This is a genomic window from Bradyrhizobium sp. F1.4.3 (assembly GCF_040548375.1).
Lineage (GTDB): Bacteria > Pseudomonadota > Alphaproteobacteria > Rhizobiales > Xanthobacteraceae > Bradyrhizobium.
This window is the reverse complement of sequence record NZ_JBEPRN010000003.1, coordinates 341,669-362,696: the sequence shown is the minus strand read 5'-3', so window position 1 is coordinate 362,696 and position 21,028 is coordinate 341,669. Positions and strand designations below refer to the sequence as shown.

General features: G+C 65.7%; 22 protein-coding genes. 10 read left to right on the top strand and 12 right to left on the bottom strand.

Annotation, left to right across the window (positions count from 1 at the left end):
• Window positions 1–26: 26 nt before the first annotated feature.
• Entirely contained in the window at window positions 27–638 is a 612-nt protein-coding gene (locus tag ABIB73_RS13745; protein ID WP_354224873.1) for a DUF2585 domain-containing protein, read from the bottom strand.
• Between the two features lie 3 nt (window positions 639–641).
• Window positions 642–1,202 carry an ATP-dependent protease subunit HslV gene (gene hslV / locus ABIB73_RS13740; protein WP_354224872.1) on the bottom strand — a complete coding sequence of 187 codons (561 nt, stop codon included), beginning with the start codon at window positions 1,200–1,202 and terminating at the stop codon, window positions 642–644.
• 191 nt (window positions 1,203–1,393) lie between these two features.
• On the opposite strand from hslV, the gene hisB reads away from it, so the two are divergent.
• From hisB to coaA, 7 genes are all read left to right on the top strand, one after another.
• Window positions 1,394–1,987: an imidazoleglycerol-phosphate dehydratase HisB gene (gene hisB, locus ABIB73_RS13735; RefSeq protein WP_354224871.1), complete on the top strand. Its 594-nt coding sequence runs from the start codon at window positions 1,394–1,396 to the stop codon at window positions 1,985–1,987.
• Between the two features lie 66 nt (window positions 1,988–2,053).
• The gene (locus ABIB73_RS13730) at window positions 2,054–2,584 is read left to right on the top strand and encodes a DUF2628 domain-containing protein (RefSeq protein WP_354224869.1); all 531 of its coding nucleotides are present in this window, start codon (window positions 2,054–2,056) and stop codon (window positions 2,582–2,584) included.
• The gene (hisH, locus tag ABIB73_RS13725; RefSeq protein ID WP_354224867.1) at window positions 2,581–3,231 is read left to right on the top strand and encodes an imidazole glycerol phosphate synthase subunit HisH; all 651 of its coding nucleotides are present in this window, start codon (window positions 2,581–2,583) and stop codon (window positions 3,229–3,231) included. The genes ABIB73_RS13730 and hisH overlap by 4 nt, the downstream gene beginning before the upstream one ends.
• Window positions 3,228–3,959, top strand: coding sequence for a 1-(5-phosphoribosyl)-5-[(5-phosphoribosylamino)methylideneamino]imidazole-4-carboxamide isomerase (gene hisA, locus ABIB73_RS13720; RefSeq protein WP_354224865.1), 732 nt, complete (start codon window positions 3,228–3,230; stop codon window positions 3,957–3,959). Before hisH ends, hisA begins: the two co-directional genes overlap by 4 nt.
• Before the next feature lie 9 nt (window positions 3,960–3,968).
• A complete protein-coding gene (gene hisF / locus ABIB73_RS13715) occupies window positions 3,969–4,745 on the top strand; it encodes an imidazole glycerol phosphate synthase subunit HisF (RefSeq protein ID WP_354224863.1) in 777 nt (258 codons plus the stop codon).
• A gap of 73 nt (window positions 4,746–4,818) precedes the next feature.
• The gene (locus ABIB73_RS13710; protein WP_354224861.1) at window positions 4,819–5,145 is read left to right on the top strand and encodes a phosphoribosyl-ATP diphosphatase; all 327 of its coding nucleotides are present in this window, start codon (window positions 4,819–4,821) and stop codon (window positions 5,143–5,145) included.
• A gap of 27 nt (window positions 5,146–5,172) precedes the next feature.
• Entirely contained in the window at window positions 5,173–6,129 is a 957-nt protein-coding gene (coaA, locus tag ABIB73_RS13705; RefSeq protein WP_354224859.1) for a type I pantothenate kinase, read from the top strand.
• Between the two features lie 120 nt (window positions 6,130–6,249).
• Here the strand turns inward: coaA and ABIB73_RS13700 are convergent, their stop codons facing one another.
• The 3 genes from ABIB73_RS13700 to ABIB73_RS13690 form a co-directional block, all read right to left on the bottom strand.
• The gene (locus ABIB73_RS13700; protein WP_354224974.1) at window positions 6,250–8,475 is read right to left on the bottom strand and encodes an ATP-binding protein; all 2,226 of its coding nucleotides are present in this window, start codon (window positions 8,473–8,475) and stop codon (window positions 6,250–6,252) included.
• A 124-nt stretch (window positions 8,476–8,599) separates the two neighbouring features.
• Window positions 8,600–9,067 carry a hypothetical protein gene (locus ABIB73_RS13695; RefSeq protein WP_354224857.1) on the bottom strand — a complete coding sequence of 156 codons (468 nt, stop codon included), beginning with the start codon at window positions 9,065–9,067 and terminating at the stop codon, window positions 8,600–8,602.
• A 129-nt stretch (window positions 9,068–9,196) separates the two neighbouring features.
• On the bottom strand, window positions 9,197–10,735 hold the full coding sequence (locus ABIB73_RS13690; RefSeq protein WP_354224855.1) for a YifB family Mg chelatase-like AAA ATPase: 1,539 nt from the start codon (window positions 10,733–10,735) through the stop codon (window positions 9,197–9,199).
• Window positions 10,736–10,962: 227 nt separating this feature from the next.
• Here ABIB73_RS13690 and ABIB73_RS13685 point away from each other — a divergent pair, with 227 nt between their 5' ends.
• Window positions 10,963–11,208: a PilZ domain-containing protein gene (locus ABIB73_RS13685; RefSeq protein ID WP_027534981.1), complete on the top strand. Its 246-nt coding sequence runs from the start codon at window positions 10,963–10,965 to the stop codon at window positions 11,206–11,208.
• A 156-nt stretch (window positions 11,209–11,364) separates the two neighbouring features.
• A complete protein-coding gene (locus ABIB73_RS13680) occupies window positions 11,365–12,141 on the top strand; it encodes a tetratricopeptide repeat protein (RefSeq protein WP_354224853.1) in 777 nt (258 codons plus the stop codon).
• Window positions 12,142–12,162: 21 nt separating this feature from the next.
• Here the strand turns inward: ABIB73_RS13680 and ABIB73_RS13675 are convergent, their stop codons facing one another.
• The 7 genes from ABIB73_RS13675 to rsmI form a co-directional block, all read right to left on the bottom strand.
• Window positions 12,163–13,452, bottom strand: coding sequence for a CpaE/TadZ family protein (locus ABIB73_RS13675; RefSeq protein ID WP_354224851.1), 1,290 nt, complete (start codon window positions 13,450–13,452; stop codon window positions 12,163–12,165).
• Entirely contained in the window at window positions 13,449–14,186 is a 738-nt protein-coding gene (locus ABIB73_RS13670) for a CpaD family pilus assembly protein (RefSeq protein WP_354224849.1), read from the bottom strand. The genes ABIB73_RS13675 and ABIB73_RS13670 overlap by 4 nt, the downstream gene beginning before the upstream one ends.
• Before the next feature lie 56 nt (window positions 14,187–14,242).
• Window positions 14,243–15,760 carry a type II and III secretion system protein family protein gene (locus tag ABIB73_RS13665; protein ID WP_354224847.1) on the bottom strand — a complete coding sequence of 506 codons (1,518 nt, stop codon included), beginning with the start codon at window positions 15,758–15,760 and terminating at the stop codon, window positions 14,243–14,245.
• A 14-nt stretch (window positions 15,761–15,774) separates the two neighbouring features.
• A complete protein-coding gene (cpaB, locus tag ABIB73_RS13660; protein WP_354224845.1) occupies window positions 15,775–16,596 on the bottom strand; it encodes a Flp pilus assembly protein CpaB in 822 nt (273 codons plus the stop codon).
• A gap of 470 nt (window positions 16,597–17,066) precedes the next feature.
• Complete coding sequence (gene gshB, locus ABIB73_RS13655; RefSeq protein WP_354224843.1) at window positions 17,067–18,011, bottom strand: glutathione synthase; 945 nt, start codon at window positions 18,009–18,011, stop codon at window positions 17,067–17,069.
• Between the two features lie 10 nt (window positions 18,012–18,021).
• The gene (locus ABIB73_RS13650) at window positions 18,022–18,435 is read right to left on the bottom strand and encodes a YraN family protein (protein WP_354224841.1); all 414 of its coding nucleotides are present in this window, start codon (window positions 18,433–18,435) and stop codon (window positions 18,022–18,024) included.
• On the bottom strand, window positions 18,422–19,372 hold the full coding sequence (gene rsmI / locus ABIB73_RS13645; RefSeq protein ID WP_354224839.1) for a 16S rRNA (cytidine(1402)-2'-O)-methyltransferase: 951 nt from the start codon (window positions 19,370–19,372) through the stop codon (window positions 18,422–18,424). Before rsmI ends, ABIB73_RS13650 begins: the two co-directional genes overlap by 14 nt.
• Before the next feature lie 367 nt (window positions 19,373–19,739).
• On the opposite strand from rsmI, the gene ABIB73_RS13640 reads away from it, so the two are divergent.
• Window positions 19,740–20,990, top strand: coding sequence for a penicillin-binding protein activator (locus ABIB73_RS13640; protein ID WP_354224837.1), 1,251 nt, complete (start codon window positions 19,740–19,742; stop codon window positions 20,988–20,990).
• The last annotated feature ends 38 nt before the right edge of the window (window positions 20,991–21,028 follow it).

Below are 21,028 nucleotides of genomic sequence, written 5' to 3'. Positions count from 1 at the left end.
GCCGGGACAAGCCGCTTTTTTGGCCGTCAGATGATCGGCGGACCTGATTGCCACTGTTTCACGGCGTCGATCGGATGGACCAGCATCAGAATATTCAGCGTCAGATTGTCGCGAATGTGAAGCGCCAGCATGATCTCGAAGGCGAGCCCGATCACGACCGTCGCCGGGATCGGCAGCACGCGTGCGGTGAGGAACCCCAGCACCATGAACAGCGTGTCCGAGATCGAATTGACGATGCTGTCGCCGTAATAATCCAGCGAGATCGTGCCGGCGCGGTAGCGCTCGATGATGAACGGCGAATTCTCGACGATCTCCCAGGCGCCTTCGATCAACATGGCGATGATCAGCCGCGCTGCCCAGGACAGGGGCAGCCGCGAGAACAGCAGCCAGGTCAATCCGTAGAACAGGAAGCCGTGAAGCACGTGCGAGAAACTGTACCAGTCGGCGATGTGCTGGGAATTCTCCGAGCTGTTCACCACGCCATGCCAGAGCTTGATGGTGCCGCAGGTGCAGATTGGCACCCGCCCCATCGCGAACAGGATCGAGGCCTGCAGCGCCAGCAACAACAGCGCGACGCCGACCCATGCGAGTGGATGAAGCGCGGGTTGGGTCGGGCTGGTGCTGCGGGCCAAGGCCATCCACTAGCCGGCCGACAGGGCTTCGATGGTGACGTTGCGGTTGGTGTAGACGCAGATGTCGGCGGCGATATCGAGCGAGCGGCGGACGATGGTCTCGGCGTCCTTGTCGGTGTCGAGCAGGGCGCGCGCCGCGGCCAAGGCATAGTTGCCGCCGGAGCCGATCGCCATGACGCCAGCCTCGGGCTCCAGCACGTCGCCGGTGCCGGTCAGGACCAGAGAGACGTCCTTGTCGGCCACGATCATCATGGCCTCCAGCCGCCGCAGATAGCGGTCGGTGCGCCAGTCCTTGGCGAGCTCGACCGCGGCCCGGGTCAATTGCCCCGGATATTGCTCGAGTTTGGCTTCCAACCGCTCAAAGAGTGTGAAGGCGTCGGCGGTGGCACCGGCAAAGCCGCCGATGACGTCGCCCTTGCCGAGCTTGCGGACCTTCCTGGCGTTGGACTTGATCACGGTCTGGCCGATCGAGACCTGGCCGTCGCCGCCGACCACCACCTTGCCGCCCTTGCGGACCGTCAAAATCGTGGTGCCGTGCCAGACCGGCAGGCTGTTCTGGGAATCCTGCATGATATACCTCGTTGTCCGGCCTGATTTAGGCGGTCGGGGGCTGGGACACAACGGGCCGCTCCGGCCCCAATTTTCGCTCACCATAGGTGGAAGTGCCGCCCTGGCAGGGCGATCCCGCAGTAGCGAAGACGTCATTGGGCTGTTAAAAGACCGGCGTTTTCGGCCCGGGACCTGAACGAAAGCTCATTTTGATGCGCACCGCGACGATCAAGCGCAAGACCAAGGAGACCGACATCGAGGTCACCGTGAACCTCGATGGATCCGGCGTGTCCAAAATCGCGACCGGCATCGGCTTTTTCGACCATATGCTCGATCTCCTCGCCCGCCATTCCCGCATCGACCTCACGGTCAAGGCGGTGGGCGATTTGCACATTGATCATCACCATACCACCGAAGACACCGGCATCGCGCTCGGCCAGGCCGTCAAGCAGGCGCTCGGCACCATGGCGGGCATCACCCGCTATGCCGACGTGCACATGCCCATGGACGAGACGCTGTCGCGAATCGTCATCGACATCTCGGGCCGCCCGGTCCTGGTGTTCAAGGTCGACTTCCCCCGCGACAAGATCGGTGAGTTCGACACCGAGCTGGTGCGCGAGTGGTTCCAGGCCTTCGCCATGAATGCCGGCGTGACTCTCCACGTCGAGACCCTATATGGCGATAACAGCCACCATATCGCCGAATCCTGCTTCAAGGGTCTGGCGCGGGCGCTGCGGGCGGCGGTCACGATCGATCCACGGGCGGCGGGCGAAGTGCCCTCCACCAAGGGCTCGCTCGGCGGCTGACATCTCCGTCTTGGGGGCCGAACGCCGCCGGCGGCATCACTGGATTCTCGAAAACGGGGCATCACCATGCCTGTCTACACAGTTCATGCTCCCACCCCCGGCGGGACCGACCTGCGCGCGACCGACAAATTCGTGTTCGTGCGCGACGGCTTCCATTTCTGGGCGATGGTGTTCGGCCCGCTCTGGCTGCTCTGGAACAGGCTCTGGCTGGCGCTGATCGGCTGGGTGGTCTTTGTCGCTGCGTTCGATGCCGGGCTGTCCAGCCTTGGTGTCGGTCGCGCCTCGATCTTCTTCGCCAATACCATCGTCGCGCTCTTGATGGGTTTTGAGGCCTCGAGCCTGCGCCGCTGGACGCTGTCGCGCGGCAACTGGCGCCAGCTCGACGTCGTCGTCGCTGACGACAAGGATACCGCCGAGCGCCGCTTCTTCGAGCGCTGGAGCCAAAAGCAGCGCGGCATCGTCAACGACCAATGGGCCGTCGATCGCGGCGGCCCGCCGCCAACCCGCAACGTGCCGGGTCAGCAATTCTCGAACCCGCCGCCGCTGCCGGCGGGTGGCATCATTGGATTGTTTCCAGAACCGGGAGGGTCAAGATGAGCGTCGCCATCATCGATTACGGTTCCGGCAATCTGCATTCCGCCGCCAAGGCGTTCGAGCGCGCCGCGCGCAGCATGGAGAATCCGCAAAAGGTCTTCGTCACCAGCGATCCGGACCAGGCCTATGGTGCCGATCGTCTGGTGCTGCCGGGCGTCGGTGCATTCGCCGACTGCCGGCGCGGGCTCGATGCCGTCAATGGCATGGTCGAGGCGATCACCGAAGCGGTTCGCGTGAAGGCGCGGCCGATGTTCGGCATCTGCGTCGGCATGCAGCTGTTCGCCACCCGCGGCAAGGAGCACGTCATCACGCAAGGGCTGAACTGGATCGGCGGCGACGTCGAGAAGATCGCGCCGCGCGACGAGAGCCTGAAGATCCCGCACATGGGCTGGAACACCCTCGACGTGCTGCGCGAGCACCCGGTGCTGGAGAGATTGCCACTCGGCCCCAAGGGCCAGCACGCCTATTTCGTGCACTCCTACCACCTCAACGCTGCCAATGAGGCGGACGTGCTCGCGCGCGCCGATTACGGCGGGCCGGTCACGGCCATCGTCGCGAAAGACACCGCCATCGGCACGCAATTTCACCCCGAGAAGAGCCAGCGTTTCGGGCTGGCCCTGATCTCGAACTTTTTGAGATGGAAGCCGTGATTCTCTTCCCCGCCATCGACCTCAAGAACGGCCAATGCGTGCGCCTCGAGCAAGGCGACATGGCGCGCGCGACCGTGTTCAACCTCGATCCCGTGGCGCAGGCGCAGAGCTTTGTTACGCAGGGCTTTGAGTATCTCCACGTCGTCGACCTCGACGGTGCCTTTGCCGGCAAGCCGGTGAACGCGGAGGCCGTCGAGGGCATGCTGAAGACGATCAAGATCCCGGTGCAGCTCGGCGGCGGCATCCGCGATCTGGCCACCGTTGAAGCCTGGCTCGCCAAGGGCATCAGCCGCGTCATCATCGGCACCGCCGCAGTGCGCGATCCGGAGCTGGTGAAGACCGCCGCGAAGAAATTCCCCGGCCGCGTCGCGGTCGGGCTCGACGCCCGTGACGGCAAGGTCGCGGTCGAAGGCTGGGCCGAGACCTCGCAGGTGACCGTCCTGGAAATCGCGCAGCGGTTCGAGGATGCCGGCGTCGCCGCCATCATCTTCACTGATATCGCGCGCGATGGCCTGCTCAAGGGCCTGAACCTCGATGCGACCATCGCACTGGCCGATGCCATCTCCATCCCCGTCATCGCCTCCGGCGGCCTGGCTTCGATCGAGGACGTCAAGGCAATGCTGACGCTGCGCGCCAAAAAGCTCGCCGGCGCGATCGCTGGCCGCGCGCTTTACGATGGCCGCCTCGATCCCGCTGCTGCCCTCACCTTGATCCGCAACGCCGCCTAGGAGATTTTGATGTTCAAGGTGCGCGTGATCCCCTGCCTCGACGTCAAGGACGGCCGGGTCGTGAAAGGCGTCAACTTCGTCGACCTCCGTGATGCCGGCGATCCCGTCGAAGCGGCGATCGCCTATGACGCCGCCGGCGCCGACGAGCTCTGCTTCCTCGACATCACCGCGACCCATGAGAACCGCGGCATCATGCTGGACGTGGTCCGGCGCACGGCGGAGGCCTGCTTCATGCCGGTGACCGTCGGCGGCGGCGTCCGCAAGGTCGACGATATCAAGACGTTGCTGCGCGCCGGCGCCGACAAGGTCTCGATCAACAGCGCCGCGGTGTCGCGGCGCGAATTCGTCAAGGAAGCCGCCGAAAAGTTCGGTGAGCAGTGCGTGGTGGTTGCGATCGACGCCAAGCGGGTCAAGCGCGGCGGCGGCTCCGAGCGCTGGGAGATCTTTACCCATGGCGGCCGCAATTCGACCGGGATCGATGCCATCGAATATGCCCAGGAAGTGGTCTCGCTCGGCGCCGGTGAAATTTTGCTCACCTCGATGGACCGCGACGGCACAAGGCAGGGCTTTGACATCCCGCTGACCCGGGCCATTGCCGACAGCGTTCCCGTTCCCGTGATTGCCTCGGGCGGAGTCGGCAATCTCGACCACCTCGTCGACGGTATCCGCGACGGGCGCGCCACCGCGGTGCTGGCCGCCTCGATCTTCCACTTCGGGGAATTCACCATCCGCGAAGCCAAGGAGCACATGGCCCGGCGCGGGCTACCCATGCGCCTGGATGCCTGACGACTCCCGTTCATAAAAATGCTACATCAGTCGGCGGAGCCGGCTTTTCGGCTGGGCGTTTTGAGTATCCGGTATGCCGCGTTTCACGATCCACGATCTGGCCGCAACCATCGACGCCCGCGCCGCGGCCGGCGGCGAGGGCTCCTATACCCGCAAGCTCCTGGACAAGGGCGCCGAACATTGCGCCAAGAAGTTCGGTGAGGAAGCAGTCGAAACCGTAATCGCAGCAGTCGAAAACGATCGCGAGCATCTGATCGCTGAAGGCGCCGACCTGCTCTACCACTTCCTTGTGCTGCTCAAGGCGCGCGGGATAAAACTGGACGAGGTCGAGGCGGCGCTGGACAAGCGGACGACGATGTCCGGGTTGGAAGAGAAGGCGTCGCGCAAGGGCAGCAGCTAGCTGAGGCGAAAACGGAAAGGCGGCGTCATGGATATCCGCGCACCCGAGCAGCAGTACAATCCGTACCGCGTTTATACGCGCGAGCAGTGGTCGCGGTTGCGCGACGACACACCGATGACGCTGGAGCCGGGCGAATTCGACCGGCTGCGCTCGCTGCACGATCGCCTCGACTTGCAGGAGGTCGAGGACATTTATCTTCCGCTGTCGCGATTGCTGTCGATCTATGTCGATGCGATGCAGCGGCTGTATTACGCGGAGCGCCAGTTCCTCAACATCCGCGACCGCAAGATGCCCTACATCATCGGTGTCGCCGGTTCGGTCGCGGTCGGAAAATCCACCACCGCCCGCGTGCTCCAGGCATTGCTGGCGCGCTGGTCGCCGCGTCCGAAGGTCGAACTGATCACCACCGACGGATTTCTCTATCCCAACGCCGTGCTCGATCGGCAAGGCATCATGCAGAAGAAGGGTTTTCCCGAGAGCTACGATCTGCCGCTGCTGCTCAGTTTCCTGTCCGATATCAAGGCCGGCCGCCGTCATGTGCGCGCGCCGGTCTATTCGCATCTGACCTATGACATCGTACCGAACCAGTGGGCCGAGATCGACCAGCCCGACATCTTGATCGTCGAGGGCGTCAACGTGCTGCAAACCGGCAAGCTACCGCGCGACGGCAAGGCGGTGCCGGTCGTCTCCGACTTCTTCGACTTCTCGGTCTATATCGATGCCGACGAGGCGGCACTGCGGCGGTGGTATATCAAGCGCTTCCTGGCACTGCGCGACACCGCGTTCACCAACCCAAAGTCCTACTTCAACCGCTACGCGCTGTTGTCCGACGAGGAAGCCACCGCCACCGCGACCGCGATCTGGGAGCGCACCAACCTCGCCAATCTCGAGGACAACATTTTGCCCACCCGCCCCCGCGCGACGCTCATCTTGAAGAAGGGCGCCGACCACGTGGTGGAGAGCGTGGCGCTGCGAAGATTGTAGGCCGTGACTTCGTAGGGTGGGCGAAGGCGCGCTCTTCGCGCGCCGTGCCCACCATCGATCCGCGTTGTTGAACGTGGATGGTGGGCACGCTACGCTTTGCCCACCCGCAGTCGATCGTGGCTACACCGCAATCTGCCTTGCCGCCGCCAGCCCGGCCAGCGCCTCGTCCAGCTTCTCGCGGTCGAGTGGCTTGATCAAAAATCCATTCATGCCCGCCTCGAAACAGGCATAGCGATCCTCCACCAGCGTATTCGCGGTGAGCGCCAGGATCGGCGTATGGCGGCTGCTCGTGGCTGCCTCGTGCACGCGGATGCGCTTCGTCGCCTCGATGCCGTCGAGCTGAGGCATCTGGATATCCATCAGCACGAGATCATAGGGCGTGCCGGCCGAGCTGGCAGCGAGCCAGGATTCCAGCGCCGCCTCGCCATGGACCGCGATGACGACGCGATGGCCGAGCTTGGTCAGCAGCGACCGCATCAACAGCGCGTTGATCTCGTTGTCTTCGGCGACCAGGATCGAAAGGCCCTTCGCCGGCGTCTTGACCGCAGCCGGTTCGACAGGCTCCGGCGCAAGGTCGGGCGAGGCGACTTCCGGCGTCAGCGCGAGACGCGCGGCGAGCGAGGCCGCGCGCAGCGGCTTCACCAGAAAGCCGGTGAAGGCCGGCGAGAGCTTTTCGTGGCGCGAGCCCGACGTCAGCAGCACCAGCCGCTGCGTCGCGTGGGCGCGGGCGACCTCGCCCAGGCGATCGGCGATGGCCGGGCCGATCGCACGATCGATCAGCACCGCATGCCACGAGCGTTCCGGCAGCAGCGCCTCGGCCACGGCCGCATCTGCCACCAGACAGATCTGGCCGCCCCAGCGCTCCAGCCGCCGCGCGATCAGCGATGCTTCGATGCCGTCGGCCATCACGAGGATCGACTTGCCGGTGAGGTCGGGACTCGGGAACGCCGTCCGTCCCGCGTCTCCTTGCGATGGCGCGAGCGGGATCGCGATTTCGAAGGTGGAGCCCTTGCCGGGCTCGCTCGTGAGCATGATGCGGCCGCCCATGCGCTTGACGATGCGCTCGCTGATGGCAAGCCCCAGTCCGGTGCCGCCATAGGTGCGCGCGACGCGCTCGTCGGCCTGCTCGAATTCGCGGAAGATGCGCGTCTGCGCTTCGGGCGCGATCCCGATGCCGGTGTCGCGCACCAGAAAGCTGATCTCGTTCGGCCAGATGCCGGGTTCGACGATCAGCGCGACACCACCGTTCGCGGTGAATTTGATGGCGTTGCCAGCGAGATTGAGCAGCACCTGGCGCAGCCGCGCGGCATCGCCAGTGACCTCGAGCGGCAGGCGTTCGTCGATGTAAGCCGCGATCTCGAGATTTTTGGCCTGCACGCGGGGCGCCAGCAGCTCGGTGATCTCCTCGATCAAGGTCGACAGCGCGAAAGGACGCTGGTCGAGATCGAGCTTGCCCGCTTCGATCTTGGAATAGTCGAGCAGCTCCTCGATCAGTGCCATCAAGGCTTCGCCGGAGGTTTTCACCGCCTTGGCATAGGTCGCCTGCTCCGGCGTCAGCGTGGTGTCGAGCAGCAGCCCGCCCATGCCGATGATGCCGTTCAGGGGGGTGCGGATCTCGTGCGAGGCCATCGCGAGGAAGCGCGATTTGGCGCGGTTGGCGGCATTGGCCTGATCGCGTGCGTCCGACAGCGCGCGCTCGGTCTCGGTGCGGTCGGTGACGTCGCGTCCGACGCTCTGCAATTCGGCGGGCTGGCCGGCATCGTGTCGCACAAAGCCCTCGCGCCAGGCGATCCAGCGCGCCCCGACGGGCGTTGCGATCTTCTGGTCGTGGATACGTGTGCCGTTGCTTTCGCGTGCGCTGTCGCCCTGCTCCAGCACGTCAAAATCAAAGCGCGTGCCGACCAGCGCGCTGCGCGCCTGCGCGGCCAGCGCGCAAAAGGCGTCGTTGGCGAAGGTGATGCGGCCCTGGTGGTCGCGCAGCACGATCAAATCGCCCTGCGACTCAAACAGGCTGCGGGCGCGCTCTTCGGCCTCCTTCAGCTCCCAATTGCGATCGATCAGCGCCTCGTTGTGGGCGGCGAGCGACCGCAGCCGCCTGTTGACGAAGCGCAGCCGCATGCTGAGTGTCGCCAGGCCAAGGCAGGCGAGGGCGAACAGGAAGCTCGCGCCGATCGCAAAGGTATTGGGATCGTAGCCGGAATTCTCGGAGCGGCTGCCGGAGACGAAGCCATAGGCACCGCCGAACGTCGCCGAGAAGATCATGAACGAGCGGATCGCAAAGGAGATTCTCGGGTGGCGGCGCCTGAAGCGGCGCATGCGCACCTTGATCCGGAACGTCCGACCCATCGTCACCGACCCCGACTCTTATATAACCCTGCAATCGCCGCCCGCGACGATGTCCCCACCGACCTTGCGAACAGTTTGAGGTTTGGAGGCCGCCTCGAAACAGGGTTGACGAGATGTTAACGGCTCAGAGTGAGGCAGCCTGGAGGTGGCGCTGGCCGCCGCGGGCACCGACGATCAGCGCCGCGGCCTCGCGCTGCGAAAACGTCTTCGAGCGCACATAGATGCGGTAGTCGGCCGGCCCCTCGCTGGATAGATAGATCGTCGGACGGTCACCGCCCGGCTGCCCGGAAATCGCGACCAGACGCGTCGACGGATTGCCCTGGCAGGCGCTTGGCTCCTCGCTCGCGCCGTCATCGACCACCGCGAAATCCGCGACGTCGGCGTCGTCGGTGATCTGCACCCGCACCGTCGCCTGCGCAGGATCGTCGGTGAAGGCGACCTGGATGCCGGCGGTCCAGAACAGGGATGCGAGCTCGACCGAGGTCTCGCCGATAGCGATGCAGGGATGCGAGACCGATCCGATCTCGCTGCGGGCAAACACCGCAGCCGCCAACAGGGGAACCACCGAGGCCAGGATCTTGAAACGCAACATGACACTCTACTCGCCAGACTCGCCAGGCCCCGGCAAACTCATACGGGAACTCACGTACGTAGCTCTTGGGCCTTATGGTTTGCAGAGGGTAAAGGAAACTCGTTACCGCCGGGTTGATGCGCGCGGCCGTCACGCCATCTGCCGCACATCCTCCGCGAGTGCGCGATAGGACAGCGCTTCGGCGAGATGCAGCCGGCCGATCTTGTCGGCGCCGTCGAGATCGGCGAGCGTACGCGCGACCCGCAGCACCCGGTGATAGCCGCGCGCCGACAGCCGCATGGTCTCGGCGGCATCACGCAGCAGTTTGGCGCCCTGCGCGTCGGGCTTTGCGATCTCCTCCAGCACCGAGGCCGGCGCCTCGGCATTGGTGCGGACCTGCGGCAGGCCTGCATCCGCATAGCGCGCAAGCTGGATATCGCGTGCCGCCGCCACACGCGCCGCGACTTCGGCGGAGCCTTCCGCCGGCGGCGGCAGGATCAGATCGGCCGCGGTCACCGCCGGCACCTCGATGCGCAAATCGATGCGGTCCATCAGCGGGCCGGAGATGCGCGCCTGATAGTCGCCGGTGCAGCGATCGATGCGGCCGCGCTTGCAGGCATAGCCCGGCTCGAACGCATTGCCGCAGCGGCAGGGATTCATCGCGGCGACCAGCATGAAGCGCGCCGGATAGGTGACGCGATGGTTGGCGCGGGAGACCGAGACCTCACCGTTCTCCAGCGGCTGGCGCAGCGAATCCAGCACCCGCGGGTCGAATTCCGGCAGCTCGTCGAGGAACAGCACGCCCTGATGCGCGAGCGAGATCTCGCCGGGCTTTGCCCGCGCGCCGCCGCCGGTGAGTGCCGCCATGCTGGCGGAGTGATGCGGCGAGCGGAACGGGCGCCGCGACGTCAGCGCGCCGCCCTCGATCTCGCCGGCGACAGAGGCGATCATCGAGACCTCCAACAGCTCGCCCGGCGACAGCGGCGGCAGGATCGAGGGCAGCCGCGCCGCCAGCATCGACTTGCCGGCGCCGGGCGCGCCGATCATGAGCAGATGATGGCCGCCGGCGGCCGCGATCTCGAGCGCCCGCTTGGCGCTCTCCTGGCCCTTGATGTCGCGCAGGTCGAGCAGCGAGGCCGGGGCCTCATGCACCTTCGGCACCGGGCGCGACAGCACCTGCGTGCCCTTGAAGTGGTTGGCGATCTGGATCAGCGAGTGTGCGGCGATGATCTGGATGTCCGGGCTCGCCCACGCTGCTTCCGAGCCGCAAGCGGCGGGACAGATCAATCCTTCCTCGCGCACATTGGCGCCGATCGCGGCGGGCAAAACGCCGGCAACCGGCGCGATCGAGCCGTCGAGGCCGAGTTCGCCAAGCACGGTAAAACCCGTCAGTGCGTCCGGCGGTATAGCGCCGATCGCCGCCATCAGCCCGAGCGCGATCGGGAGATCATAATGGCTACCTTCTTTTGGCAAGTCGGCGGGCGCGAGGTTGACGATGATCCGCCGTGCCGGCAACGCCAGCCCCGAGGCGATCAGCGCCGAGCGAACCCGCTCGCGCGCTTCCGACACGGCCTTGTCCGGAAGGCCGACGATGGCAAACGCCGGCAGGCCCGGCGCGACCTGCACCTGCACGTCGACCGCGCGGGCCTCGATCCCCTCAAATGCAACGGTAGAAACCCGCTGAACCATGCCCGAACCAGCCTGCCCTCTCGCACAATCGAGGGTAGCAGAGCTCGATCTCCTCTGCAAGAACAATACGGGAACATTCCCGGAGGCCCGGCAAGCCCTAATCAATCGTAAACAGGGCGCAGACACTATGCCTCGAATGCGAGCGGCCCTGCTCAGCACATCCCAACGAATGTTCGCTACTCCTAGGGGTGCGGGATGGGCCGTGATCTAACGGGTGAACAATTCAAATGCTTGCAAATCGCCGCAGAAGCGAACGTCGGGTGTGCACGCGGCTCGCCAAGATTCATTTCGGCGCGGGTTCGCTGCCGAGGGACTGCACGATTACGGATATCTCGGATGGGGGCGTGAAAGTGGTGGCGGAATTCCTGGAAGTGCCGCCGCAATTCACGATCATCTTCGCGCCCGACTACTCCCGCCAGTGCCGCCTGCGCTGGCGCATCGGCTGCGAATTCGGCGCGGAATTCACCGACTAGACGAGCATGATCCGGACCCGAAGGGCCGCGTTAGCGCAAAATGTGCAGCGGTTTTCCGGAAAGATCATGCTCAAACTAAAGACCCGATGCGCGTCCTTAACGGGAATTTAGCGTTAATCGGTAAGCATCCCTGATCAGTCGCCGAGTGATCAGAGTATGTCCAAGCGTTCGTCCCTTGCCTCTCCCCCGGCGAGATTGCTGCTTCCCGCGCTTCTGGTGCTCGTGCTCGGCGGTTGCCAGACCACGAGCCTTGAGGACGTCACCGGCGCGCTCGGCGGCAAGCCGGAATCCATGGCCAGGGCCGACGCCAAACCGGACATGGACGCCCTGCGCGAGCGCTATCGCGCCAAGCCGAGCGATTCCAACATCGCCCTCGATTACGGCCAGGCGTTACGCCAGACCGGCCAGCGCGCCCAGGCGGTCGCGGTGCTCGAGCAGGCCGTGCTCGCCCATCCCAGCAACAAGGCGCTGCTCGCCGGCTACGGCCGCGCGCTCGCCGACAGCGGCAATTTCCAGCAGGCCTTCGATGTCCTGAGCCGCGCGCACACGCCCGAGGATCCCGACTGGCGCATCCTGTCGGCACAGGGCGCGGCGCTCGACCAGCTCGGCCGCAACGAGGAAGCGCAGCAATATTATGCGACCGCGCTGAAGATCGTGCCGGACGAACCGCAGGTTTTGTCCAATCTCGGGCTGTCCTATCTGCTCCAGAACAATCTGCCCAGGGCAGAGGAAACCATGCGCCGCGCCTACGAGCGCAACCCGGCGGATTCGCGCGTGCGGGCCAATCTCGCGCTGGTGCTGGGACTGGAAGGAAAGCAGGCCGAGGCCGAGACCATCGTGAAGGCCGATCTTCCGCCGGATCAGGCTGCGGCAAAGGTCACGGCACTGCGCCAATTGCTGACGAAGAAGCAACAGCAGCGGGCTGAGAAGTAACCCGCCGCAGTTAGCTCGCGCTTACGATGCCTTGCGATGTGGTGCAGATGGGCGTCCGGATCTGCCCTTCAACTTCTTCAGGAGTGGTCCGAGCAGGGAGCGCTTCGGCTTCTTCACCTCGCCACGTCCGGCGAGACGGTTTGCCATGTTCTGGAATAGCTCGGTGGTGCGGTGGCTCTTGGAGACCTCCGCGATCATCTGGCCGTTATTGGCCGCGGTCGAGAACAGCTTTGAATCGAACGGGATCACCGCGAGCGGCTGGCTCTCCATGGTCTTGGCAAACGACTTGACGTCGATCTCCGCCCGCTTGTGCATGCCGACCTGGTTGATGCAGTAGAGCGGCGGCCGGTCGTTCGGCCGTGCCGCCTTGAGCACGGTGAGCATATTCTTGGTGTTGCGCAAGTTGGCGAGATCGGGCTCGGCCACGATCACGATGTCGTCGGCGTTGACCAGCGCGCGCCGCGTCCAGCCCGACCATTGGTGGGGAACGTCGAGCACGATGCAGGGCGTGGTCATGCGCAGCGTGTCGAAGATCGCGTCAAAAGCTTCGGCGCCGAAATCATAGACACGGTCAAGGGTGGCAGGCGCAGCGAGGAGGCTGAGGCGCTCGGTGCATTTGGAGAGCAGGCGCTCCATCAGCGCCGTGTCCGGCCGATCCTGCGACAGCACCGCGTTGGCGATGCCCTGAACCGGGTCCTGGTTGTAGTCGAGGCCCGCGGTGCCGAAGGCGAGGTCGAGGTCGATCACGACGGAATCGAGCGCCAGGTCGCGCGCGATGGTCCAGGCCACGTTGTGCGCGACGGTGGACGCACCGACGCCGCCCTTGGCGCCGACCACCGCGATGACGCGGCCGGTGATGATGGCTTCCGAAGCCGAGAACAGGCTGCAGATCGAGCGCACCACGTCGATGGTCTCGACCGGCCCGATCACGTAGTCGTTGACGCCGCGCCGCACCAGCTCGCGATAGGGCGCCGTGTCGTTGGGATTGCCGATCACGACCACGCGGGTGCCGGGATCGCAGACGCCGGCGAGATCGTCGAGCCCTTCGAGGATGTCGCGCGTGCCGTCGGATTCGATCACGATCACGTTCGGCGTCGGCATCGTGTCATAGACTTCGATCGCCGCGGCAAGGCCGCCGTCTTTTGCGGTGAGATGCGCCTTGGCGAGACGGCGGTCCTGGCCTGCCGCGGTCACCGCGGCGAGCGTCTGCTCGGTCTCGCAAAACGCCTGCACCGAGATGCGGGGTACCGGCGCAATGTGTTCGTCGGGGTGCTGCGGATCGTCCGCTTCTTCGTCGTGGACGCTTGTCATTTGCCTGTGTCGCTGAGTTTGGCCTTGTCAGCCTCGGGATAGGTGGTCGAGGTCGCCGCGCCCTTGCGGTAGCGGTCGAAGGCGATGTCGCGCCGTGCGGTATAGGCCGGCGTCTCGGCGCGAGGCTGCTCGAGGTCGGCGGGATTGTCGATCATCGCCGCGAGATTGCGCTGGGTGGCGCAGCCGAGATTGAAATAGGGCCGGTTCTCATTGTAGCCGGGGTCGAGGATGGACGGCCCCATGTCCTCCGGCCACAGCCCGCACGGGCCGGCGACCGCGGCGATCCTGGAATAGCTCAGCCGGATGGTCGGCAGCAGGGCGGGATCCTCGGGGCGGTAGGGATGCTGGACGATGGCGCGCGATGGCACGCCGCTGGCGCCGAGCACGGCGCGGATTTCGTGATAGGTCGCCGCTGCGGCGCGCGAGTTCGCGGTGTCGACGGGCACGTCGACAATGACAGAGCCGGTGCCTTCGCGCACCCAGTCCTGGCCGATGCCGGTGACGTCGGCGTGCTGCGCGGCCGAGAGACCGCCGCGGGCCTTGCCGACAAAGATCACGATCGAGCGCTTGGCTTCCTGCACCGCGATCGGGTGACGCTGGCGATAGTCGGTCGGCACCGTCTGGGTGGTAACGACCTCGCCGGTGGTGTTGCACGCACCCAGCATGACGGAGAGCCCCGCCAGTGCGAGCGCGATGCGCAAATTGCGACGTCGATCATCTGTCGTCTTCGTCATCGGCCTGTCCCCACTTGCCCCGTGTCTTGCCCCGTTCGCCAAACCGTCCGTTCGTCTCAGTCGATGATGAAGCCGAAATCGCCCTGGTTGCCGTCCATCGGATCGACGCGGCGCGCAATGCCATAGAGGCGGTTCATGCGGCCGAGCAGCGCCGATTGCGCATCCGACGACGGCGCGAAGCCGTCATCCGGCCGCGACAATTCCTTCTGGGCGACCGCGCGCACCACATAGGGCGTCACGATCACCATCAGCTCGGTCTCGTTGTTGACGAAGTCCTGGCTGCGGAACAGCGCACCGAGGATCGGCACCTGGTCGACGCCGGGCAGGCCGTTGATCGCCTGCTTGGTCTGCTGCTGGATCAGGCCGGCCATCGCCATCGAGCCGCCCGACGGGATTTCCAGCGTGGTCTCGGCGCGACGGGTCTGGACCGAGGGGATGGTGATCGAGTTGGTCGAGCTCGAGGACAGCGCCTGCGACACGGTGATGGCGTTCTGGCTCGACAGCTCCGAGACCTCGGTCATCACCCGCAGGCTGATGCGGCCCTCGCTGAGCACCACCGGCGTGAAGTTCAGCGAGATGCCGAACTTCTTGTAGGTGATCTGGGTGGTACAGACATGGGTGACCGGATCGCAGGAATAACCCGCCGGGATCGGGAATTCGCCACCCGCAATGAAAGTCGCGGATTCACCCGAGATCGCCGTCAGGCTCGGCTCCGCCAAGGTGCGCATCACGCCGGCGCTTTCCATCGCGCGCATCGTGGCGCTGACGGTGGCCACACCCTTGGTGAGGCCGGAGACGCCGAGCCCGTTGTTGCTGACCAGCGGTCCGCCACTGGCCGAGAACGGGTTGGAATTGTTGAAATTGACCACCGCGGTGCCGGCGTTCAGGCTGGCGCTGAGGTCGACGCCCAATTGCTTGACGATGTCGCGGCGGACTTCGCCGACCACGACTTTCAGCATCACCTGGTCGCGGCCGCGCACGACGATGTTGTTGACGACCTTGTCGGCGCCGCCGACCAGCTTGGCGGCGACGTCGCCGGCCTGCTGGGCCTCGACCGGGCTCGACACCGAGCCGGTCAGCATCACGCTGTCACCGACGCCCTCGATCTGCACGCCCGGCAACGACTGGCGCAGCGCCGCGCGCATGCCGTTGAGATCGCGCTTCACCGCGATGTCGTAGGAGGCGACCTGCTGGCCGTCAGCGGTGAAGAACACGACGTTGGTCTGGCCGACCTGGCCGCCGATGATATAGGCGCGCTGCGCCGAGCGGATCACCGCATTGGCGATCTTGGGATCGGCCACCAGAACGTCCTTGACCTCGCGCGGCAGGTCGATCACGACCGACTTGCCGACGCCGAGCGACAGGAAGCGCGTCCGGGCCGGCGCGATGGTCGCGACCGGCGCCACGCCGAGATCCGGCGCCTGCAACGGCGCCTGGTCTCCGACCGGCGCATCCGCCGCGCTGACCCGATCGGGGGCTGCGACCAGCCCCAGCATCAGCATTGTCCCCGTCCAGAACGAGCGCGCGCGCTTCCCCCGAATGCGCAGGCCCGTCCGATTATCCCCGTGGTTCATTTTGGGTGTCCCCATCACTTCTGTGACGTTAGTTGCCGCGCCTGCACGCCGTAGCGGATCACGTTGACGCCGCCGGGGCGCTTGAGCGCCTGGTCTTCGGGCGCGCCATCAGACGCGTTGGCATCGGCGATGCTCCGCAGCGCGAGCGCCAGCGTGCCGCCCTGGCGCGCGGCCGATAGAATAGCGACCTGGTCGGGCTTGAGCTCGAGCGTGACGGTCTTGCCGAGCACGGCGTTCTGGCCGTCCTTTTCCTTCGGCGCCTGGTCGATGGCGAGCACGCGGATGTTGGTCAGGATGACCTCGGACAGGATAAGGTCATTGCCGCCGGTCGGGCCGTTGTTGTTGGTGCCGTCGGGATTCTTCAGGCGCCGCGTCAGGAAGACGTCGACGCGGTCGTTCGGCAGGATGAAGCCGCCGGCGCCGGTCTCGGCTGAAATTTCGGTGGAGACGGCCCGCATGCCGGTCGGCAGGATCGCGGCCATAAAGCCGGAGCCATCGGCCCTCACCAGCTTCTGCTCGCGGATCGGCTCGCCCTGCATCAACGGCACGCGCGCGATTGAGCCTGCGATCTGGCTCTGCGCCTCCGGCCGGCTGTCGCGGCGGATGAAGGCGCTGCTCGCGGTCGTCGCCGGCCAGGCCTGCCATTGCAGATCCTCGGCCTTCACAGCCTGGCCGAGCTGGATGTCGGATTTGGCGACGAGCACCTCGACTGTCGGCAGCTTCTCGGCCACCGGAAGGGCGGGCGCGGGCTTGTTGTCATAGCCGCTCGCCAGATACGCGGCGACGCCGCCGGCGCCCAGCGCAATGACGAGAACGACAATGCGTGCGGTGTTCATACGCCTCTACTCTTACGCGGGGCACTCGAACCGCACGTGGCGGGTTCCCCGGCATCGATGAGTAGGGAGTAAAAGTATAAGGGGTGTTGCGAGGCAGAGTGTGATGGCCAGTCACGCTACGAGTTTTGGCCAGATGGTGAATGCCGCGTTATTCGTCAGGCCGGGGGCCCCGTAGTTCACGCAAGGCGAGAAGCGCTCGTGAGAGGCGGCGCGGGGCGTCATGGTGAATGGGTGGTTAGTGATGGGAGGTTTGAAGCCATGTCGTGGTGGCGTGTCGCTATATCCGCGACCACACCGGTGGTCCGTCATTCCTGAGGTGCGAGGCTTGCGATGCAACGCATCGCAAGGTGAGCCTCGAAGGATGACGGTCGGGATGCAGCCGGGCCGTCGCCCTTCGAGGGCCGCTGAAGAAGCGGCCACCTCAGGGTGACGGTAATGGAGTGAGCATCCGCGCTATGAAGCGACAGCCGCTACTTCGCCCGCTTCTGCTCGATCACGTCCCAGACCTTTGCCGCCACGTCAGGGCCGCCGAGCCGCGCAATGGCGCGGATGCCGGTGGGCGAGGTCACGTTGATCTCGGTGAGGTTGCCATTGATGACGTCGATGCCGACGAACAGCAGGCCGCGTTCGCGCAGCGCCGGGCCGACGGTTGCGCAGATCTCGCGCTCGCGCGGGGTAAGCTCGGTCTCCTGCGCCGCGCCGCCGCGCACCATGTTGGAGCGGAGGTCGTCGGCGGCCGGAACGCGATTGACCGCGCCGGCAAACTCGCCGTTGACCAGGATGATGCGCTTGTCGCCGTGCTTCACCTCGGGGATGAACTGCTGGATCACCCACGGCTCCTTGAAGGTGACCGAGAACATGTCGAACAGCGAGCCGAAATTCATGTCCTGCGGCATCACGCGAAACACCGCGGCGCCGCCATGGCCGTGCAGCGGCTTCATCACCACGGCGCCGTGCCGGTCGCGGAAGGCGTTGATCTCGTCGAGATCGCGCGAGATCAGGGTCGGCGGCATCAATTGCGGAAAATCCATCACGAACAGCTTTTCCGGCGCGTTGCGCACCGAGGCCGGGTCGTTGACGACCAGCGTCTTCGGATGGATGCGCTCAAGCAAATGCGTCGAGGTGATGTAGGCGAGGTCGAACGGCGGATCCTGGCGCAACAGCACGACGTCGAAGCCATTCAGCGCCTCGCGCTTGGGCTCACCGAGGGTGAAATGGTCGCCGGGCTCGTCGCGCACGGTCAGGAGCTGAACCGGAGCGACGATCTCATCGCCGACCATCGAGAGCTTGTCGGGCGTGTAATAGGACAAGCCGTGGCCGCGTTTCTGCGCCTCCAGAAGCAGCGCAAAGGTGGAATCGCCCTTGATGTTGATGCGGGCGATGGGGTCCATCTGGACGGCGACGTTCAGTTTCATGGTCTGCCTTTCAGGTCGAGGCGTCGAATGCCGCCAACACATGGCGCGGAAGTGACCGCGGCGCAATCAGCATGGCGTCGAATCGCAGTTCGAATTCCGCATGCTCGGGATGCGCGGCAAGCCAGCCTTGCGCGGCATTGATGATGCGTTGCTGCTGGCGCGGCGTCACCGCGAAGGCGGCGTCATCCAGCGTCGCGCGCGCCTTGACCTCGACGAAGGCGATCAGGTTGCGGCGGCGCGCCACGATGTCGATCTCGCCATGCGGCGTGCGGTAGCGTTTTGCCAGGATGCGGTAGCCCTTGGCCATGAGGAAGGCTGCGGCGCGGCTCTCCGCAGAGATGCCGGTTCGGAACGCGGCGATGCGTTCGGGCGAGGCGACTTTCGGTTCCTGTTTAGGTTCTTGGGCGCCCTCACGCTTCGCCATCGCCGCCCCGCAAGTCCTTTGCGATTTCGAGCGCGCGGGCATAGACCTCGCGCCGCGGCCGCCCCGACAGCTCGACCGTATGCGCCACCGCGTCCTTGACGCTGTGTGATGCGAGCTGGACGCGCAGGACATGGTCGAGCGCGTCCGACGTCATCACGTCAGCGTCGGCCGCGGGCGGGCCGATCACCAGCACGAATTCACCGCGCGTCTCCAGCGTGTCCGCCTCGCGCGCGAGCTCGCTCAGCGGCGCGCGCGAAATCTCCTCGTGCAGTTTCGTCAGCTCGCGGCAGATCGCGGCCTCGCGCGTCCCCATGATCTCGGCGAGCTCGGCCAGCGTGTCCTGCACGCGGTTGCCGGATTCGAACATCACCAGCGTCGCATCGATGCGGGCAAGTTCGGTCAGGCGTGAGCGGCGTGCCGCGGATTTTGCCGGCAGAAAGCCTTCGAAGAAGAAGCGATCGGTTGGAAGTGCCGCGACTGACAGCGCCGCCAGCACCGAGGACGGGCCGGGCAGCGCATACACCGCATGCCCCGCCGCGCAGACCTCGCGCACCAGCTTGAAGCCGGGATCGGAGATCAGCGGCGTGCCGGCGTCCGACACCAGCGCGACCGAGCCGCCCTGTGCCAGCGCTTCCAGAATCTTCGGCCGCGCGGCTTCGGCATTGTGCTCGTGATAGGGCTTGAGCTGCGCCGAGATGGCGTAGCGCTCGGTGAGGCGCCGCGTGATGCGGGTGTCCTCGCAGGCGATGATATCGACACCAGCAAGCGTCTGGAGCGCGCGCAGCGTGATATCGCCGAGATTGCCGATGGGGGTAGCGACCAGATAGAGGCCCACCACCGCCTTCGGCGCCGCAAGCCGATGGGCGTCGATGGAGAAACCGTGCGGGGCGGCTTCCGTACCTTCGGGTGTATTTATTGGGGCCGGCTTTGCGCGCATAATGAGATGAACTTAGGCATGATCTGGAGGGCTGGGAACCGCTCCTCCGAAAAAGATCGTAAGAGCCAAGATACCGAGCCAAGATACTGGGTCATGGAGCGAGGAAGGACGTGAATGTGATCGATCTGGGGTCACATTCGAGAGGGAATGAAGCGTCAGCGCCATATTCGCGGCGGAAACGCCGCCTTGATGCTGCGCGACGAACGGCGAACAGCCACCCAGGACTTGAGACGCGGCCGCGTTAAGCGGTCATTATCCTTTTGTTTTGGTTAACTATTTGCCGACAATATGCCTGAATCCGCGGCTTCTGTCGCGGCAAGAGTTGGTTGTGACCGGCTGGCGACGGCTGGTCAGAAGAAGAGCTGTCATGGTGGGCCCGCGCACTCCCAGATCTTCCTCTTCGGAGGAGTCTCCCGTTCAGGGGCCCCGATCGTCGGGGGCGACCCGGCGGAGTGCGCTTGGCCTGTTGCTCGGCGCGCCGCTGCTGTCCGCCTGCGCCGGCGTGCAGCAGAGCCTCAGCCAGTTCTCCAATCCCTTCAGCAGCTCCTCGCCTCCGGCTCAGCCCGGTGGGCCGCCGCAGCAGGCGACGACCGCCGGCACCGGCGGGGTGAAAGTTGCCGTGATCCTGCCGCTCTCGGCAGCCGGAAACGCCGGCTTGGCAGCGCAATCCATGCGCAACGCCGCCGAGATGGCGTTGGCCGAGTTCCAGAACCCCAACATCCAGCTCCTGATCAAGGACGACAATGGCAGCCCGCAAGGCGCGCAACAGGGTGCGCAGCAGGCGGTCGATGAAGGCGCCGAGATCATTCTGGGGCCGCTGTTCGCTCAGTCGGTGCCGGCGGTGGCGCAGGTCGCGCGCACGCGGGGCATCTCGGTGATGGCATTCTCGACCGACTCCAGCATTGCCGGCCGCGGCGTCTATCTGCTCAGCTTCCTGCCGGAGTCCGACGTCAACCGTATCGTCGAATATTCCGCCAGCATCGGAAAGCGCTCCATCGCTGTGCTCGTGCCCGACAATGCCTATGGCAATGTCGTCGAAGCCGCGGTGAAGGCTGCGGTGCCGCGGCGCGGCGGCCGCATTGTCGCGTTCGAGAAATATGGTGCCGATCGCGCCACGCCGGCACGGACCGTGGCGCAGCAACTCGGCAGTGCCGATGCGCTGTTCATTGCCGATGACGGCGATGCCGTCGTCGCGGTGGCGGACGCGATGACCGCGGCGGGCGCGAATTTGCGCAACATCCAGCTGCTCGGCACCGGCCTGTGGGACAATCCGCGCGTCTATGCCAGCGCCGCGCTGCAGGGCGGCCTCTACGCCGCGCCGGACCCGGCCGGCTTCCGCGCCTTCTCCGGCCGTTACCGCACCAAATACGGCGCCGAGCCGGTGCGCACCGCAACGCTCGCCTATGACGCGGTCGCCCTCGTCGCAGCCCTGGCGCGCACGCAAGGCACCACGCGCTTCTCTTCCGACGTGCTCACCAATCCCTCCGGCTTCGCCGGCATCGACGGCCTGTTCCGCTTCCGCGCGGATGGGACGAACGAGCGTGGGCTTGCGGTGATGAAGGTGACGACCGGCGGCGGCGTCGCGGTCGCGGGCTCGCCGAAGAGTTTTGGCGCGTAGCAACATCTGCGCTGTCGTCCCGGATCGGCGCTCCGCTT

Excerpts from the sequence above, each read along its gene's own strand:
- ABIB73_RS13745 (WP_354224873.1), bottom strand. The coding sequence starts at position 638 with ATGGCCTTGGCCCGCAGCACCAGCCCGACCCAACCCGCGCTTCATCCA.
- hslV (WP_354224872.1), bottom strand. The coding sequence starts at position 1,202 with ATGCAGGATTCCCAGAACAGCCTGCCGGTCTGGCACGGCACCACGATT.
- hisB (WP_354224871.1), top strand. The coding sequence starts at position 1,394 with ATGCGCACCGCGACGATCAAGCGCAAGACCAAGGAGACCGACATCGAG.
- ABIB73_RS13730 (WP_354224869.1), top strand. The coding sequence starts at position 2,054 with ATGCCTGTCTACACAGTTCATGCTCCCACCCCCGGCGGGACCGACCTG.
- hisH (WP_354224867.1), top strand. The coding sequence starts at position 2,581 with ATGAGCGTCGCCATCATCGATTACGGTTCCGGCAATCTGCATTCCGCC.
- hisF (WP_354224863.1), top strand. The coding sequence starts at position 3,969 with ATGTTCAAGGTGCGCGTGATCCCCTGCCTCGACGTCAAGGACGGCCGG.
- ABIB73_RS13710 (WP_354224861.1), top strand. The coding sequence starts at position 4,819 with ATGCCGCGTTTCACGATCCACGATCTGGCCGCAACCATCGACGCCCGC.
- coaA (WP_354224859.1), top strand. The coding sequence starts at position 5,173 with ATGGATATCCGCGCACCCGAGCAGCAGTACAATCCGTACCGCGTTTAT.
- ABIB73_RS13700 (WP_354224974.1), bottom strand. The coding sequence starts at position 8,475 with ATGGGTCGGACGTTCCGGATCAAGGTGCGCATGCGCCGCTTCAGGCGC.
- ABIB73_RS13695 (WP_354224857.1), bottom strand. The coding sequence starts at position 9,067 with ATGTTGCGTTTCAAGATCCTGGCCTCGGTGGTTCCCCTGTTGGCGGCT.
- ABIB73_RS13690 (WP_354224855.1), bottom strand. The coding sequence starts at position 10,735 with ATGGTTCAGCGGGTTTCTACCGTTGCATTTGAGGGGATCGAGGCCCGC.
- ABIB73_RS13685 (WP_027534981.1), top strand. The coding sequence starts at position 10,963 with ATGCTTGCAAATCGCCGCAGAAGCGAACGTCGGGTGTGCACGCGGCTC.
- ABIB73_RS13680 (WP_354224853.1), top strand. The coding sequence starts at position 11,365 with ATGTCCAAGCGTTCGTCCCTTGCCTCTCCCCCGGCGAGATTGCTGCTT.
- ABIB73_RS13675 (WP_354224851.1), bottom strand. The coding sequence starts at position 13,452 with ATGACAAGCGTCCACGACGAAGAAGCGGACGATCCGCAGCACCCCGAC.
- ABIB73_RS13670 (WP_354224849.1), bottom strand. The coding sequence starts at position 14,186 with ATGACGAAGACGACAGATGATCGACGTCGCAATTTGCGCATCGCGCTC.
- ABIB73_RS13665 (WP_354224847.1), bottom strand. The coding sequence starts at position 15,760 with ATGAACCACGGGGATAATCGGACGGGCCTGCGCATTCGGGGGAAGCGC.
- cpaB (WP_354224845.1), bottom strand. The coding sequence starts at position 16,596 with ATGAACACCGCACGCATTGTCGTTCTCGTCATTGCGCTGGGCGCCGGC.
- gshB (WP_354224843.1), bottom strand. The coding sequence starts at position 18,011 with ATGAAACTGAACGTCGCCGTCCAGATGGACCCCATCGCCCGCATCAAC.
- ABIB73_RS13650 (WP_354224841.1), bottom strand. The coding sequence starts at position 18,435 with ATGGCGAAGCGTGAGGGCGCCCAAGAACCTAAACAGGAACCGAAAGTC.
- rsmI (WP_354224839.1), bottom strand. The coding sequence starts at position 19,372 with ATGCGCGCAAAGCCGGCCCCAATAAATACACCCGAAGGTACGGAAGCC.
- ABIB73_RS13640 (WP_354224837.1), top strand. The coding sequence starts at position 19,740 with ATGGTGGGCCCGCGCACTCCCAGATCTTCCTCTTCGGAGGAGTCTCCC.